Annotated in this window: 12 protein-coding genes and 1 riboswitch; of the genes, 3 read left to right on the forward strand and 9 right to left on the reverse strand. The window is 71.3% G+C overall.

Annotated elements, in window-relative coordinates; all coding sequences use genetic code 11:
* Positions 1-136 precede the first annotated feature (136 nt).
* Positions 137-523 carry a thioredoxin family protein gene (locus ABD481_RS09500; RefSeq protein ID WP_344665189.1) on the reverse strand — a complete coding sequence of 129 codons (387 nt, stop codon included), beginning with the start codon at positions 521-523 and terminating at the stop codon, positions 137-139.
* A 158-nt stretch (positions 524-681) separates the two neighbouring features.
* Between ABD481_RS09500 and ABD481_RS09505 the strand changes: the two genes are divergently transcribed.
* Entirely contained in the window at positions 682-5,115 is a 4,434-nt protein-coding gene (locus ABD481_RS09505) for a LamG-like jellyroll fold domain-containing protein (RefSeq protein ID WP_344665190.1), read from the forward strand.
* On the opposite strand, the gene ABD481_RS09510 is transcribed toward ABD481_RS09505, so the two are convergent.
* Positions 5,093-5,254, reverse strand: a complete 162-nt coding sequence (locus ABD481_RS09510) for a hypothetical protein (RefSeq protein WP_344665191.1) — start codon at positions 5,252-5,254, stop codon at positions 5,093-5,095. The genes ABD481_RS09505 and ABD481_RS09510 overlap by 23 nt on opposite strands.
* Before the next feature lie 136 nt (positions 5,255-5,390).
* Here ABD481_RS09510 and ABD481_RS09515 point away from each other — a divergent pair, with 136 nt between their 5' ends.
* Both ABD481_RS09515 and ABD481_RS09520 read left to right on the forward strand, forming a co-directional pair.
* Positions 5,391-6,635 (forward strand): sigma-70 family RNA polymerase sigma factor, encoded by a 1,245-nt coding sequence (locus tag ABD481_RS09515; RefSeq protein WP_344665192.1) that lies wholly within the window; start codon positions 5,391-5,393, stop codon positions 6,633-6,635.
* Positions 6,636-6,710: 75 nt separating this feature from the next.
* Positions 6,711-7,304 carry a dihydrofolate reductase family protein gene (locus ABD481_RS09520; protein ID WP_344665193.1) on the forward strand — a complete coding sequence of 198 codons (594 nt, stop codon included), beginning with the start codon at positions 6,711-6,713 and terminating at the stop codon, positions 7,302-7,304.
* On the opposite strand, the gene ABD481_RS09525 is transcribed toward ABD481_RS09520, so the two are convergent.
* The 7 genes from ABD481_RS09525 to ABD481_RS09555 form a co-directional block, all read right to left on the reverse strand.
* Positions 7,283-8,008 carry a helical backbone metal receptor gene (locus ABD481_RS09525; protein ID WP_344665194.1) on the reverse strand — a complete coding sequence of 242 codons (726 nt, stop codon included), beginning with the start codon at positions 8,006-8,008 and terminating at the stop codon, positions 7,283-7,285. The genes ABD481_RS09520 and ABD481_RS09525 overlap by 22 nt on opposite strands.
* A 28-nt stretch (positions 8,009-8,036) precedes the next feature.
* Positions 8,037-9,032, reverse strand: coding sequence for a ribonucleotide-diphosphate reductase subunit beta (locus ABD481_RS09530; protein ID WP_344665288.1), 996 nt, complete (start codon positions 9,030-9,032; stop codon positions 8,037-8,039).
* Between the two features lie 2 nt (positions 9,033-9,034).
* Positions 9,035-11,374, reverse strand: coding sequence for a ribonucleoside-diphosphate reductase subunit alpha (locus tag ABD481_RS09535; protein WP_425559133.1), 2,340 nt, complete (start codon positions 11,372-11,374; stop codon positions 9,035-9,037).
* Positions 11,375-11,607: 233 nt separating this feature from the next.
* Positions 11,608-11,767: riboswitch (cobalamin riboswitch) on the reverse strand.
* Positions 11,768-11,895: 128 nt separating this feature from the next.
* Positions 11,896-12,285, reverse strand: a complete 390-nt coding sequence (locus ABD481_RS09540; RefSeq protein WP_344665195.1) for a PPOX class F420-dependent oxidoreductase — start codon at positions 12,283-12,285, stop codon at positions 11,896-11,898.
* 87 nt (positions 12,286-12,372) lie between these two features.
* Positions 12,373-13,044, reverse strand: coding sequence for a ScbR family autoregulator-binding transcription factor (locus ABD481_RS09545; RefSeq protein ID WP_344665196.1), 672 nt, complete (start codon positions 13,042-13,044; stop codon positions 12,373-12,375).
* A gap of 6 nt (positions 13,045-13,050) precedes the next feature.
* Positions 13,051-14,025, reverse strand: coding sequence for a quinone oxidoreductase family protein (locus ABD481_RS09550; RefSeq protein ID WP_344665197.1), 975 nt, complete (start codon positions 14,023-14,025; stop codon positions 13,051-13,053).
* Between the two features lie 160 nt (positions 14,026-14,185).
* Positions 14,186-15,208, reverse strand: a complete 1,023-nt coding sequence (locus ABD481_RS09555; RefSeq protein WP_344665198.1) for an ABC transporter substrate-binding protein — start codon at positions 15,206-15,208, stop codon at positions 14,186-14,188.
* Positions 15,209-15,227: the final 19 nt, after the last annotated feature.

The raw sequence follows: 15,227 nt of genomic DNA on the forward strand, positions 1-15,227 counted from the left end.
CAGCCCACACCTCAAACCGAAGCGCCGCCCCACCCCTCAAACCGAAGCGCCGCCCCACACCTCAAACCGAAGCGCCGCCCCACCCCTCAAACCGAAGCGCCGCCCCACACCTCAAACCGCAGCGCCGCCCCACCCCTCACACCCCAGCATTCGCCGACTCACCCGCATCCTTCTCCGCCAAAGCCCGCCGAACCTCATCCATATCCAGCGCCCGCGCCTGCGCGATCAGGTCCTCCAACGCCGCCTCCGGCAGCGCCCCCGGGTGCGAGTACAGCGTCACCCCGTCCCGCACGATCATCAGCGTCGGGATCGAGCGGATCTCGAACGCCATCGCCAGCTCCTGCTCGGCCTCGGTGTCGACCTTGCCGAACGTGATGTCGCCGTGCTTGGCGGCGGCCTTCTCATAGACCGGCGCGAACGCGCGACACGGCGGGCACCAGTCGGCCCAGAAGTCGACCAGCGTGATGCCTTCGCCCTCCACGGTCTCCGGGAAGGTCTCCTTGGTCAGTTCCACGACGGCCACAGCCGTGCCTCCTCGCTCTTTGGGGGGCTCTCTGCCAAATACCCCGCAGGGTATGAACCGAGGTGGTTCTCCCGGTATTCCTGCCGCCGCGTACGTAACCCGGAATCCGCGGCTCTATTAGGTGCGCATGTCCAATGAGCAACGGGAGGGGATCGCACATGGGCACCAAGGATTCGGCACGATCCAGACTGGCCCAGGCCTGGGACGCACCACGGGAGGGCGGCCCGCTGCCCGCCGAGCTGCGCGAGGACCTGGAGCGCGCGACGGGTGTGGACCTGGGTGCGGTGCGCATCCACACCGGACCGGCCGCCGACGCGGTCGCGCGGGCCTACGGGGCCGACGCGCTCGCCTCCGGCGCCGGCATCTTCTTCCGCGACGGCGCCTACCGGCCCGACACCGCCGCCGGGCGGCATCTGCTGGCGCATGAAGTAGCGCACACCGTGCAACAGGCGACCGCGCTCACCAGCCGCGCCGGCTTCGGTTCCGGCAACGTATCCGGCGCCTCCGCCTCCGCCCGCACCACCGCCTCCGCCCGCACCACCACCTCCGAAGCAGCCGCCGAAGCCGCCGAAGCCGCCGAAGCCGCCGAACGGGCCGCCGACCGCTTCGCCGACGCCTTCCTCGCCGGCCGCCTCACCACCGGTGCCCCCGCGACCAGCCGCTCCACCTCGGCCCGCCACTCCACCGCACCCGGCCACTCCATAGCGACCAGCAACTTCATCGCCGGCACCACCCCACCCACCCACCTGACCCCCGGCCCCTCCCGCGGACTCACCTCCACATCCACATCCACATCCACAACCACCCCCACCCCCACCGTCCAACTCCACGCCTCCTTCGAACACCGCTGGCTCGGCGACGGCAAACCCCTCGACCTCTTCGAGGTCTCCACCAAATCCGGCGCCTGGCGCACCACCCTCGACCGCCAGATCCGCCTCATGGAGCTCTGGCGCTACGACCCCTTCTCCGTCGACGAGAACCGCATCTGGTCCGTCGACAAGGACATCATCACCATCCGCCTCGGCCCGAACCGGGTCCTGGCCACCTACGGCGACGTCAACGCCCTGCCCGACTACCTCGCCAACCCCGAGCAGGTCGACAGCATGGGCGCCGACATCCTCATGCCGATCCTGCAGGTGATCCGCCAGGAGAGCTACAACCAGTTCAAGAAGATCCTCGACGGCCACGACCCGGCGGTCCGCTTCGCCCTCTCCCCGTTCGGCCCCACCGGCAACGGCCTGGTGGACGCCATCCTGGAGACCGACGCCCTGGACCGCCTCACCTCCGGCATGGGCCCGGCCGGGCAGGACCACTACCGCGGCCTGCTGGCCCGCAACGCCTGCCACTTCGCGCCCTACTCCTGGCAGCGCTGGCGCACGGCGAACACCTGGGCCCGGCACTACGCCACCCAGTACCACCGCACCAACAACGCCGAGGACCTGCGTCAGGCCCGGAACTTCGGCGGCTACGCCGACCACTTCCTTGAGGACTCCTTCGCGGCCGGCCACCTCATCGACAAGACGCTGGTGATGCAGTGGTTCGTCGAGTGGGCCGGGAACAGCGACCTGCTTCCCGACCACCACGTGCTCCGCTACATGACCGCCGCGCTCCAGCCCGGCCTCCAGGCCGGCGCGGACTTGTACAACCCGGCCTTCTCCGGTGTCTCCCACGACCCGCAGACCGTCCAGGAGCTGCGCCGGCTGGCCATCCGGTCCACCGGCGGCGGCAACGGCCCGGGCCGTGAAGCCGGCCAGCTCACCGGCTACCTCGACTACCTGACCTTCCTCACCAGCGCCGCCTCCCAACTCGCCGCCGCCGAACTGCACGACGAGTACAACGGCAAGTCGCTGTGGGTGGCCTCGGTCGATCAGCCCGCCCCGTACGAGCTCTGGGGCGACGACACCCTCCTGTCCGGTGCCAACGGCGGCCAGGGCGTGCTCAACACCGCGCAGACCGCGCAGATGTCCCGCAACGCGCTGGACGACCTCATCAAGACCGGCCAGACCGGCACCGACCAGGCCAAGATCATGCGCCGCTTCCCGACCCGGGTCCGCCGCGAGGAGGACGGCCAGCTCGTCGACCTGCGCACCTGGGCCACCGGGCAGCAGCGGCGCGTCGAGGAGACGATCTTCAAGCCCTTCATCGACAAGCTCAAGGACCTGCTGCTCCAGCTCGGCTCCCCGCGCCTGGGCGTGGTGTCCCGCGACCAGCCGATCGGCGAGCAGTGGAGCACCGGCCTCGGCGACAAGGTGGTCTTCGACGAGGTCGCGATCCTGCCCGACGCCCGCCAGGTGTTCCTCGCCTCCGACGGCTACCTCTACGAGGCGGACGCCACCTCCGGCGCCCTGCTGAAGGACAAGAAGATCGCGCTGCCCCACACCACGCTCGGCAGCAAGGTCAGCTCCATGGTCATGGACGCCGACCTGGTCTACGTCGGCATCAACGGCCACGTCCACGCGATACCGCGCAACGGCGCCTGGGGCGAACGCCCCAAGTGGAGCACCGAGCGGCTCGGCGGCAGCGACAGCCTCCTGCCGGTCGCGCTGCTGCTGGTCGGCACCCGCCTGTTCGCGGCCTGCCACGGCTACCTCTACGAGTTCGACCGGCTCACCGGAGGCGAGCTCCAGCGCGTCACGCTCGGCGACTGGTGGGCGGCCGGCCAGTACCCGGTCGACCTGGTCTCCGACGGTAATCTGATCTACGCCGGCACGCATTCCGCCGCCTACGGCCTCCGGCTCGAGGGCAAGTGGCACGACCAGTGGGTCTGGGCCACCAAGGAGCACCTCGGCGAGGAAGGCGTGTTCGGGACCACCCGCGTGCTGCTGGCGGACGAGAAGCTGTTCGTCGCCGTCAACGGCTGGGCCTACCAGCTGGACCCCGCCGACGGCGGGATCGTCGATCGGGTCCGGTTCCACGACACCGGACTGGCCGACCAGCCGGCGCACCTGGCCTCCGACAGCGGCCGCCTGTTCATCGGCAGCCACGGCGTCGGCTACGCGCTGCCGCTGGACGCCAAATGGGGCAAGCAGGCGCTGTGGAGCACCGAGAGTCTCAGCAACCTGCGCGAGCACGCCCCGGTCGCCATGCTCTACCACGCCGAGCGCCTGTTCGCCGCCTGCGACGGCTACGTCTACGAGATCGACGTCTTCACCGGCCGCCTCCAGCAGCAGTGGCTGATGAGCACGCTGGTGTCCACCCTCCTGGACTTCGACACCTCCCTGGCCTCCGACGGCAACGGCCGCGTCTACGCCGGGCTGCACGGCTACGCCTACGGCATGCTGCTGGCGAGCTCGCTCGCCACCCCGGCCGCCGCGTGGGCGCTGACCGGCCTGGTCGACGGCAAGGTGCCGGACCGGCGCGGCCGGTTCGCGGCCACGGCCACGAACGTCACCTTCTCCTCCTCGGACGGCATCGGCGGGTTCGCCAACTTCGTCGGCAACGGCACGGTCGCCACGGACAAGGCGGTGCTCGACACGGCGCCGGGCCGGCCGCTCACGGTGTCGGCGTGGGTCCGGATGAACCAGCTCCCGGACGGCCAGAGGTACGCGGCCGTGGTGTCGCAGTCCGGCGTCCAGGTCTCCGCCTTCAGCCTCACCTACTCGACCGCCCTGGGCGGCTGGGTGTTCGAGCGGGCCGCCGCCGACGTGGCCAACCCGGTGGTGCACCGGGTGGTCGGCAAGGTGCCGCAGACCGCGGGCGTCTGGACGCACGTCGCGGGCGTCTACGACCCGGACGCGCAGACCGACGCCGGGAACCGCTTCACCGAGATGCGGATCTACGTCAACGGCACCCGGCTCGGCTCGCTCCAGGTGGACCCGGGCCACGCCTTCGCCTCCGCCGGCGCGCTCCAGATCGGCGCGGCCCGCTTCCAGGGGCGGCCCGACGGCTACCTCAACGGCGCGGTCCGGGACGTGCGGGTCTACCGGCAGGCGCTGGACGAGGTGCGGCTGGAGCCCGAGGCGGCGGCGTTCTGGCGGTTGGACGAGACCTCCGGCACCGTCGTGCACGACCAGCGGGGACGCCACAACGCCGTGGCCACCCAGGTCGCGTGGAGCCACATCGCCGGCGTCGGCGGCGTCGCCGCCCTCAACGGCACCACCAGCGGCATCGCCACCGCCGGCCCGGTCCTGAACACCGGCGCCTCCGGAAGCTTCACCGTCGCCGGCTGGGCCAACCTGACGACCAAGCCCGGCAACCAGGCGATCCTGGTCGGCCAGGACACGACCGGCTGGCAGTCCTTCTGCCTGCAATACGCGCTCAGCACCCACACCTGGTTCTTCACCCGGTACCACAGCGACGGGTCGGAGACGAGCATCAGCGCCATATCCACGGTGCCGACGGGCGAATGGCACCACGTCGCCGGAGTGTTCGACGCCGCGGCCGGAATGATGCACATCTATCTCGACGGCGTGCTCCGCAGCTCGGCGGCCTTCGGGAACAGCAAGGCGGTCAACTCCAACGGCGCGTTCACGATCGGCTTCGGCCGGACCAACGGTTCGATCGTCAGCCGGCTGAACGGCGCGGTGCGGGACGTGCGGGCGTATCAGCAGCCGCTGACGGCGACGCAGGTCAGGGCGTTGCTGGCGCGGTGACGACCCGATGATGGCGCGGGCCCGGCGGTGTCGACACCGCCGGGCCCGCTCTCGGCTGACCGGTCGCCAAGGCGGTGTCGTAGCGGTAGCGCTTGAGTCCTTCGAGCGCGAAGTACTTGTTGGAGACCGACGGGGTCACGCCGTCGTGGTGCAGGGTGCCGGCGGCGCTGGTCGATGCCGGGACGGCGTGAGGCGAACAGTCGGCACCGGCGCCAAAAGCGGTGCGGGGTGCGGAACAATGTGGGCGACGGTGGAGCAGGAGAGGTGAAGTCGGAATGGCGATCGAGCGGCGTCCGCTACGCGAGCAGATCAAGGACGTGCTCCTCGAACGCCTGGGCCGGGCCGAGTTCGAGCCGGACCAGCCGATCAACGAGGTCCACCTGGCCGCCGAACCGGTCGCGCCCGCCGAACCGGTCGCGCCCGCCGAAGCCGACGCGCCCGCCGAACCCGCCGAACTGGCTGAACCCACCGAACCCACCGAACCCACCGAACCCACCGACCTCGCCGAACCCGCCGAACCGGAATCGGCGCTGCTCGCAGCGGCGCGCGACGGCGACTCCACGGCCTTCGACCGGCTGATGGCGCCCTACCGGCAGGAGCTCACCGCGCACTGCTACCGCATGCTCGGCTCGCCGTTCGACGCCGAGGACGCCGTCCAGGAGTCGCTGCTCAGCGCCTGGCGCGGCCTGGGCACGTTCGAGGGCCGCAGCTCGGTGCGGACCTGGCTGTACCGGATCACCACCAACGCCTGCATCCGGCTCGGGTCGCAGAGGTCGCGGCGCCTGGTGTCCTCCGACTTCGGGCCTTCCCGCAAGAGCGGCGACGATCTCGGTGAACCGGTCACCGGACCGGTCTGGCTGGAACCCTGGCCGGACCCGGCCGAGTCCTACCTCCGGCGCGAAGGCGTCGAGCTGGCCTTCGTCGCCGCGCTCCAGCACCTGCCCGCCACCCAGCGCGCGGTGCTGATCCTGCGCGAGGTCCTGGAGTTCTCCGCCGCCGACGTCGCCGAGCTGCTCGACACCACCGTCGCCTCGGTCAACAGCGCCCTGCAACGGGCCCGGCAGACCATGGGCGCCCATCCCGGCGCCGGGTCCGCCCGGCAGCGCGGCGAGCTGGCCGAGCTCGGGCCCGAGGGCGTGCGGGCGCTCGTCGACGACTTCGTGCGCGCCTGGGAGAGCGCCGACGTCGCGGCCCTGGTGGACCTGCTGACCGCCGACGTCCGCTTCACCATGCCGCCGCTGCCGGCCTGGTTCGACGGCCGGGACGACGTCGCCGCCTTCTTCGCCGAGGGCATCTTCGCCACGCCGTGGCGGCTGCGGCCGATCTCCGTCAACGGCCAGCTCGGCTTCGCCTGCTACCAGCGGCACACCCCCGACGCGCCGTTCCGGCTCGGCGCGATCAACCTGCTGTCCCTGCGGGACGGGCGGATAGCGCAGGTCAGCGGGTTCCTCGATCCGGAATTGCCGCGCCGGTTCGGGATTCCGGAACTCTTTCCGGAGAATCCCGCCGCGAACCGATGAGTTCGCGGGGGCGCTTGTCTCTACCCCGGTGAAGCGTGCGAGAGGCGCACGCCGCACCCTCACCGGAGGCATCCCATGCGCAAGGTCATCGTCATCGCGATCATGTCCCTCGACGGCTACGTCGCCGGCCCCGGCGGCGACGTCATGGTCCTGCCGATGGACCATGCCTTCGACGAGTACAACCTGGAATGCATGCACACAGCCGGAACGACGCTCCTGGGACGCGTCTCCTACGAAGGGTTCAAGGGGTTCTGGCCCACGGTCGACGGCAATCCCGCCTTCGGCCCGGTGCAGCAGGAGTTCTCGCGCCTGGACAACCAGGTCGCCAAGGTCGTCGTCTCCGACACGCTCACCACGGACCGGACCGCGCCGTGGACCGACACCACCACGATCGTCCGCCGCGCCGCGGCGCACCAGGCCGTCGCCGAGCTGAAGCAGGGCGCGGAGTCCGAAGGCGCCATCGTGGTCTGGGGCAGCCGGACACTGTGGACCGATCTGCTGGCCGCCGGGCTGGTCGACGAGCTGCACCTGATGGTCGGACCGGTGGTGCTGGGTGACGGGGTGGCGGCGTTCGAGGGCGGGAAGGCGCCCGCGATGTCGCTGATCGACGCCCGCACCTGGGAGGGTTCGGACAACGTCCTGCTGCGCTACGCGGTGGCGGCCAACTGACGGCGCAGTACGGCGGCGGCTTCCGTCAGCGAGGGGCCGTACCAGGTGAGATGGCGGCCGGAGACCAGTGCCGAGGGCAGGCCGGGGAACGCCTCCGGCCCGTCGGTGGCGCTGAACGCGTAGGGCTCGTCGGGGAGCACCACGAGTTCGGCGCCGCTTTCGAGGAGTTCCGGTAGCGGCAGCTTCGGATAACGGTCGGCGTGGTCGGCATGGATGTTCCGCACGCCGAGGCGGGCCAGGACGTCGCCGGCGAACGTGTCGCGGCCGAGCACCATCCACGGTCGGCGCCAGATCGGGACGATCGCCGGTACGTACGCCGCAGGCGGCGGGATCGCGGCCCACGACGCCTCGGCCTGGTCCAGCCACTCCGGCCGGGACAGGCCGCAGGCCTCGGTCAGCAGCGCGTCGAGCGCGGGGAACGCCTCGGCGAGCGTGCGGATCCGCGTGACCAGGACCGGGACCCCGGCCTCGCGCAGCGCGTCGAGGTCGGGCGCGCGGTTCTCCTCCTCGTTGGCCACGACCAGGTCGGGACGAAGCCCGACGACGCGCGCGACGTCAGGGTTCTTCGTCCCGCCGATCCGCTCGACGGCCAGCTCGGCCGGGTGGGTGCACCAGTCGGTCGCGCCGACCAGCAGCGCGGGCGCGGTCGCCGCGATCGCCTCCGTCAAGGAGGGGACCAGAGAGACCACGCGCCGCACTGCCATCGGGGAACCCTTCGTCGTCCTGGAAGCTCTAGAAGTCGTCGTCGAACGAGACGCTACCGGCGACCGCGACCTGGTAGGCCGAAACCCGCCGCTCGAAGAAGTTCGACAGCTCCTGGACGTCCTGCAACTCCATGAACGCCAGCGGGTTCGGCGCGCCGTACAAGGGTTCCAGGCCGAGCTGGGCCAGGCGGCGGTCGGCGACATGCTCCAGGTAGCCGCGCATATCGGTCAGCGGCAGGCCCGGCACACCGGCTTCGAGCAGGTCCTCGGCGAACTGCGTCTCGCAGTCCACCGCGTCGGCCAGCATCTCCCGCACCTGCCGCGCCATCTCGTCGTCGAACAGGTCCGGCTCCTCGGCACGCACCGTCTCCACGACGTCGAACGCGAACGCCATGTGCATCGACTCGTCGCGGAACACCCAGTTGGTGCCGGAGGCCAGACCGTGGAGGAGGCCGCGGGAGCGGAGGAAGTAGACGTAGGCGAAGGCACCGTAGAAGAAAAGGCCTTCGATGCACGCCGCGAAGCAGATCAGGTTCAGCAGGAACGCTCGCCGGTCGTCGCGGGTCTCCAGACGGTGCAGGTTCCCGAGCGAGTCGATCCACTTGAAGCAGAACTCCGCCTTGCGGCGGATCGAAGGGATGTTCTCCACCGCCGCGAACGCAGCCGCGCGCTCGTCCTCGTCCGGAACGTACGTGTCCAGCAGGTTCAAATAGAACTGGACGTGCACGGCCTCCTCGAACAGCTGGCGCGAGAGGTAGAGGCGGCCTTCGGGGCTGTTGATGTGCTGGTAGAGGTTCAACACCAGGTTGTTCGCGACGATGGTGTCGCCGGTGGCGAAGAAGGCGACCAGCCGCGACACGAGGTGGCGCTCGGCGGGGGAGAGGCGGTGGAGGTCGGCGAGGTCGGAGTGGAGGTCCACCTCTTCGACGGTCCAGGTGTTCTTGATCGCGTCGCGGAAGCGGTCGAAGAAGTGGGGATAGCGCATCGGGCGCAGAGTCAGGTCCAGCCCGGGGTCGAGGAGCATGCTCACTGGCAGGCCTCGCAAGCCTCGGGGTTCTCCAGCGAGCAGGCGATCGCCTCTTCCGCGACGACGGCCGCGGGCGCCGCTCCCACCGTGGCCTGCTGAATCCGCGTGGCCGGCCGCGACCGCAGGTAATACGTCGACTTCAATCCGGCCTTCCAGGCATACATGTACATTGACGACAACTTCCCGATGGTCGGCGCGGCCAGGAACAGGTTCAACGACTGCGACTGGTCGATGAAGGGCCCCCGGCCCGCCGCCAAGTCGATCAACGCCCGCTGCGGCAGCTCCCACGCCGTCCGATACAGGGCCTTGACCTCCGCCGGCAGCGCGTCGACCTCCTGCACCGATCCCTCGGCGCGCTTGATCGCGTCCCGCACCTCGGCCGTCCACAGCCCCAGCGTCTTCAGCTCCCCGACCAGCGCGGAGTTGATCTGCAGGAACTCCCCGGACAGCGTCTCGCGCTTGAACAGGTTCGACACCTGCGGCTCGATGCACTCGTAGCAGCCGGCGATCGACGCGATGGTCGCCGTCGGTGCGATCGCCACCAGCAGCGAGTTGCGCAGGCCGGTCGCGGCGACCCGGCCGCGCAGCGCGGACCAGCGCCCCGCCAGCTCCGGCGCCGTCGCCGCGCCCCACAGGTCCGGCTGCAACGCCCCGGATGCCGCGCGCGTCTCGGCGAACGCCGGGTGCGCGCCGAACCGCTCGGCCAGCCCGGCCGAGGTCTCCAACGCCGTCAGATAGATCTCCTCGGCCAGCCGCGTCGACAGCTCCCGCGCCCGCGGGTCGTCGAACGGCAGCCGCAGCGCGAAGAACACGTCCTGGAGGCCCATCACCCCCAGCCCCACCGGCCGCCACCGCGGGTTCGAGGCCGCCGTCTGCTCGCTCGGGTAATAGTTGATGTCGATGACCCGGTCCAGGAACACCACCGCGGTGCGGACCGTCTCCCGCAGCCGCTCCCAGTCGACCGCCGTCCGGTCGCCGGTCAGATGCGCGGCCAGGTTCACCGAACCCAGGTTGCACACCGCCGTCTCGGCGTCGGAGGACACCTCGATGATCTCCGTGCACAGATTCGACAGGTGCACGGTGTTGCCCGCGACAGCCGTCTGGTTGCACAGCCGGTTCGACGCGTCCTTGAACGTCATCCAGCCGTTCCCGGTCTGCGCCAGCGTCCGCATCATCTTGCCGTAGAGCTCGCGCGCCGGGACCTGCCGCACGAACCGCCCCTCGGCCTCGGCCCGCCGGTACGCGGCGTCGAACTCCGCGCCCCACAGGTCGGGCAGCTCCGGGACCTGGTCGGGATCCATCAGCGACCACGGCGCGTCGGCTTCCACGCGGCGCATGAACTCGTCCGGGATCCAGTTCGCCAGGTTCAGGTTGTGCGTGCGGCGCGCGTCCTCACCGGTGTTGTCGCGCAGCTGCAAGAACTCCTCGATGTCCGGATGCCACGGCTCCAGGTAGACGCACGCGGCGCCTTTGCGCCGACCGCCCTGGTTGACCGCCGCCACCGAGGAGTCCAGCGTCCGCAGGAACGGCACGATGCCGTTCGACCGCCCGTTGGTGCTGCGGATCAGCGCCCCGCGCCCCCGCACCCGCGAGAAGCCGATCCCGATGCCGCCGGCGAACTTCGACAGCCGCGCCACCTGGTGGTACCGCGCGTAGATGGAGTCCAGCTCGTCGCGCGGGGAGTCGACCAGGTAGCAGGACGACATCTGGGTGTGCCGGGTCCCGGAGTTGAACAGGGTCGGGGAGCTGGGCAGATAGGCCAGCGAGGACATCAGGCGGTAGAAATCGATCGCCTCCGCGGGCTCCTGCGACAGCCCGGCGGCCACCCGCAGCAGGAAGTGCTGCGGCGTCTCGATCACCTGGCGGCTGACCGGGTGGCGCAGCAGGTAGCGGTCGTAGACCGTGCGCAGCCCGAAGTACTCGAACCGCAGGTCGCCGTCCGGGTCGACGGCGGCGTCGAAGCGCGCCGCCGACGCGGCGACGAAGTCCGCGGTCACGTCGCCGATCAAGCCCTCCCGATGCCCGACGGCGATCGCCGCGCTGAACGACGTCGCCCCCTGCCCGGCCGCCTCGGCGGTGATCACCGCCGCCAGCAGCCGCGCCGCCAGCTTCGAGTACTGCGGCTCCTCGCCGATCAGCTCCGCCGCGCACTGCACCGCCAGCTCGGCGGCCTGCGCGGGCGTCGCGCCGGACGGCAGGCCGGCGAAGGTCTTGCGCGCCACCCGGCCGGTGTCGACGTCCGGGAGGTCGCGGGCCGAGCGCGCGATGGACGCCGCGAGGATCTCCTCCGAGAGCCGACCGGGACCGGGAAGCCCAGGGGTGTCGGCGGCCCCGGGGATCCCGGCGGTGCCGGGGGCGCCCGGGATCTCGGCGGCCCCGATGTCGACCCTGATGCCGACACCGCCTACCTGCGTGACCGTCACAACTCTCTCCTCGCCAGTCGTAGGTCCGGGCCCGGACCATCGCACGAGGAGACGAGAAGGCAGGCCGCGGCCGCGACGCCTTCCGCCGTCAGCCGTCCCGCGAGGCCTCGGACCGGCCGTGCCCCACGTCCGGGCACGGCACCGCTGGCAGGTCTTCGGACTCGCGGGCGTCCGGGGCCGGGCCCCGGAACCTACTGGCCGTCACTTCCCGGGCCGGCGCCCGAAGGCGCCCGGAGGCCCAGTGTTCGACGACGGCGGTCGTTCCCACTCACCGCTGCGGGGCAGTCCCGGACTCGCACCGGGTTCCCTCTTGCCTCGGCCGCCGTCCGCGCCCCGCCGGACGGCGGGGACGGGGACAACCGGCCGAACCAGCTGCGTCAGACACCATATCTTGTGGCGAGGCTCAATTCACAACCAACATGCTGTATCTCAGGGGCCTACTGGAACGTGGCGTGCGCGGGCCGCAGGTAGATCCGCACCCGGTACGGCGCGTCGCCGACCGGACCGTCCATCGGCAGCGCGTAGCGGTCCGCCAGCACCGCGAAGAACTCGCCCTCCGGGTCCGGCTCGATCCGCTCCACCGTGCCCCGCAGCTCCAGATACCGGTACGGCGCCTCCGGATCGTTGATCGACACCGCGGCGTGCGGACGCTCGGTGAGCTCCTTGTGCTTCGCCCGCTTCGTGGAGGTGGTGAAGGACAGGAACTCGCCGTCCCACAGGAACCACATCGGGTTCACATGCGGCGTCCCGTCCGCGCGGACGGTGGCGAGGTGGCAGAAGACGGGGCGCTCAAGCAGGTCGGCGTGCGACTCCGGGATCACAGACATGGCTCCACTCCACCCGGGGCACCGCCGCCCCCGCAAGTCGCGCTCGGACTCGCAGCGATCACGATCCCTGATCGTCGCAGCTCCCCGCTATTCGGCCTCGGACTCGGCCTCGGACTCGGTTTCGGACCCGGTTTCGGACTCGGTTTCGGGCCCGGCCTCGAACCCGGCCCGGAACACCGCCCACCACTCCGCGACCCGCTCGCCCACGTCCGCGTGCCCGGACAGCGAGCCCGACACGTGCTGCACGCCGTGGAACGACGCCACCACCACCCGGCCCAGCACCGCCGGATCCGCCCCGGACCGCAGCTCGCCCCGCCGCTCCGCGGCCTGGAACAACTCGGTCATGGCCGCCGTCCACGCCACATGCGGCGTCCGCACCGGCTCCCCGATCAGCGCCCGCTCCGCCTGCAATCGCACCGTCGCGCGCACGATCGGATCCTCCCGGATCTGCATCGCCACCCGGTGCAGCACCTCGCCGATCACCTCGGTCATCCGCTCGTGCCGCAGCCGCGCGTCGGCGACCACGGTCGGCCACTGCTCGTAGCACTCCTCCACGATCGCCACCGCCACCCCCGCCTTGGCCGGGAAATGGAACACCAGCGCGCCCTTGGTCACGCCGGCGCGCGCCGCGATGTCGCTCGTGGTCGTGGCCAGGTAGCCGTTCTCCGCGAAGGCTTCGGCGGCGGCCAGCAGGATGGCGCGGCGGGTCCGCCGGGCCCGTTCCTGCATGGGCTCGGCGGCCCCGCGCGTCGGGGTCACGGCCGCTCAGCCCCGGACCGCGACGACGGTCTTGCCGGGGCTGCGGCCCTCGGCCTGCGCGATGTGCGCCTCGATCGCCTGGTCCCAGCCGACCACGCGCGGTGCCGGGAGCGTCAGCCCGCCCTCGACGAGCGCGAACACGGCGGCGATCAGCTCGCCGGCCGCGCCGGCGTCGCCCCGGGCCAGGTTGGAGATGCTGAACCCGGACGTGGTCCAGTTGTTGCGGCGCAGGTCGCCGAACGAGGGCGCGGCCGGGTCGGGCTGTCCGGCGGCCGCGCCGTAGCTGACGAAGCGGCCGCGGGGAGCGAGCACGCCGAACGAGGCGGCCGCCACGTCGCCGCCGATCGACTCCAGCACGACGTCGAACAGCTCGCCGTCGTTGGCCTCCCGCGCCGCCGCCGCGAAGCCGGCGTCCCGGACCGCGCGCCGGTAGCCGTCGGCCAGCACGCTCGCCGAGTTCGGGCTCGTGGCGCCGACCAGGCTGCGCGGCGCCCGCAGGCTCAGCACCGCGGCCAGCGCGTCGCCGACGCCGCCGGTGGCCCCGGTGACCAGGACGCGGTCCGCCGCCGTGATGTGCGTGTTCTGCACCAGGGCCACCGCCGTGGTCCAGGTGAGCGGCACGGCGACGGCCCGCTCCAACTCCAGCTTGTCCGGAACCCGCGCCGCGAGCCCGGCCTCGGTCACCACGGTCTCGGCCAGCCCTCCGCCGCCGACCGTGAACGCCACGACCTGGTCCCCGACCTCGAAGCCGGCGACACCGGCCCCGAGCGCCGCCACCTCGCCGCCGACCTCCATGCCCGGGACGTAGGGCCAGCCCGGGGCGTAGCCGGGGGCGCCGCGCCGAGCCAGGACCTCGGCGAAGTTCAGCCCGGCGTAGCGCACCGTGATCGCGATCTGCCCGGCCCCGGGCTCGGGCGTGGGGATGTCGACCTCTGCGATCTGCTCCGGACCGCCGGGCCCGGCGAACTGGATGGCCTTCATGACAGGTTCCCTCCCTGTGCCGACTGGTGTCAGGACAGGAAAATACCGGCTGGCCGGTTTTCTGTCACGGGTGGGCCCGCCACCTCGCCCAGCGGTGGGACGCCGACGCTGAGTTGGCTCTGAGTCGACTCCGGGCCGATAGAGTGCGGACCCGCAGGCCCTACTTCGGCGCGTCGACGCCGGTCGCCTTCGCGATGTCCACCAGCATCTGGTCCGCGGCCTGCACGCCGATCCCCGACATCCAGGTCTCGTCCGGGACGTTCACGACGTGGCCGGCCTTGACCGCCGGCAGGTCCTTCCAGACCGCCGTCCCCTGGACCTCGGTCTCCTTGGTCTTCGACGGGTCGTCGGAGGTCGTGACGAACACCAGGTCGGCGTCGGCCTTGCCGATCTGCTCGGCGCTGACCTCCAGCATCAGCGCGTCGACGTCCTCGGCCGCCGGGCGCGGCAGGCCCACGTCCTTCAGCACCACGCCGCTGAACGACGACTTCTGATACAGCCGCGTCGGGCCGGCCACGAACCGGACCACGGACACCGTCGGCATCGTGCCGCCGTTCTTCGCCTTGATCGCCTCGCCGAGCTTCGCGGCCCGCGCCTCGTACTGCGTCATCGCGGCCTTGGCCTCGGTCTCCTTGCCCAGCGCCTGCGCGTAGAGCTCCAGGTTCGCCTTCCACGGGAACCCGGTGGTCTCCGCCATCACCGTCGGCGCGATGGCGTCGAGCTGCGCATAGATCTTCTCGTGCCGCACCTTCGAGGTCAGGATCAGGTCCGGCTTCAGCGAGGTGATGAGCTCCAGGTTCGGCTCGGTCATCGGGCCGACGTCGACCGTGCCGCCGATCTTGTCCTTCAGGTAGGCCGGGAACCCGCCCTCGCTTTTCAGGTGCGGCGAGACGGCGCCGACCGGGGTGATCCCGAGCAGCGTGACGTCGTCGAGCTCGCCGCTGTCCAGCACCACGACCCGCTTGGGCCGGGCCTTGATCTCGGCGGTGCCCATGGCGTGCTTGACGCTGCGGGGGAAGACGGCGGCCTGGGCGCCGGCGGCGGTGGTCGAGGCGCCGGACGAAGCAGTGCTCTGCGTCGTTCCGGAGCCGCTGCTCTTGCTGCTGGAGCTGCTGCATCCGGCGACCAGGGCGGCGGTCAGCGAAGTGGCGATCAGAAGGGCGGACAGGCGGTGCTTGGTCATCGTTTCCTCGGTCGGTTCG

Source organism: Catenulispora yoronensis (assembly GCF_039531695.1).
In the GTDB taxonomy this organism is placed as follows: Bacteria; Actinomycetota; Actinomycetes; order Streptomycetales; family Catenulisporaceae; genus Catenulispora; species Catenulispora yoronensis.

What these genes read in the sequence shown, in the direction of transcription:
- ABD481_RS09505 (WP_344665190.1), top strand. Translation starts at nt 682, where the DNA reads ATGGGCACCAAGGATTCGGCACGATCCAGACTGGCCCAGGCCTGGGAC.
- ABD481_RS09515 (WP_344665192.1), top strand. Translation starts at nt 5,391, where the DNA reads ATGGCGATCGAGCGGCGTCCGCTACGCGAGCAGATCAAGGACGTGCTC.
- ABD481_RS09520 (WP_344665193.1), top strand. Translation starts at nt 6,711, where the DNA reads ATGCGCAAGGTCATCGTCATCGCGATCATGTCCCTCGACGGCTACGTC.
- ABD481_RS09525 (WP_344665194.1), bottom strand. Translation starts at nt 8,008, where the DNA reads ATGGCAGTGCGGCGCGTGGTCTCTCTGGTCCCCTCCTTGACGGAGGCG.
- ABD481_RS09530 (WP_344665288.1), bottom strand. Translation starts at nt 9,032, where the DNA reads ATGCTCCTCGACCCCGGGCTGGACCTGACTCTGCGCCCGATGCGCTAT.
- ABD481_RS09540 (WP_344665195.1), bottom strand. Translation starts at nt 12,285, where the DNA reads ATGTCTGTGATCCCGGAGTCGCACGCCGACCTGCTTGAGCGCCCCGTC.
- ABD481_RS09550 (WP_344665197.1), bottom strand. Translation starts at nt 14,025, where the DNA reads ATGAAGGCCATCCAGTTCGCCGGGCCCGGCGGTCCGGAGCAGATCGCA.
- ABD481_RS09555 (WP_344665198.1), bottom strand. Translation starts at nt 15,208, where the DNA reads ATGACCAAGCACCGCCTGTCCGCCCTTCTGATCGCCACTTCGCTGACC.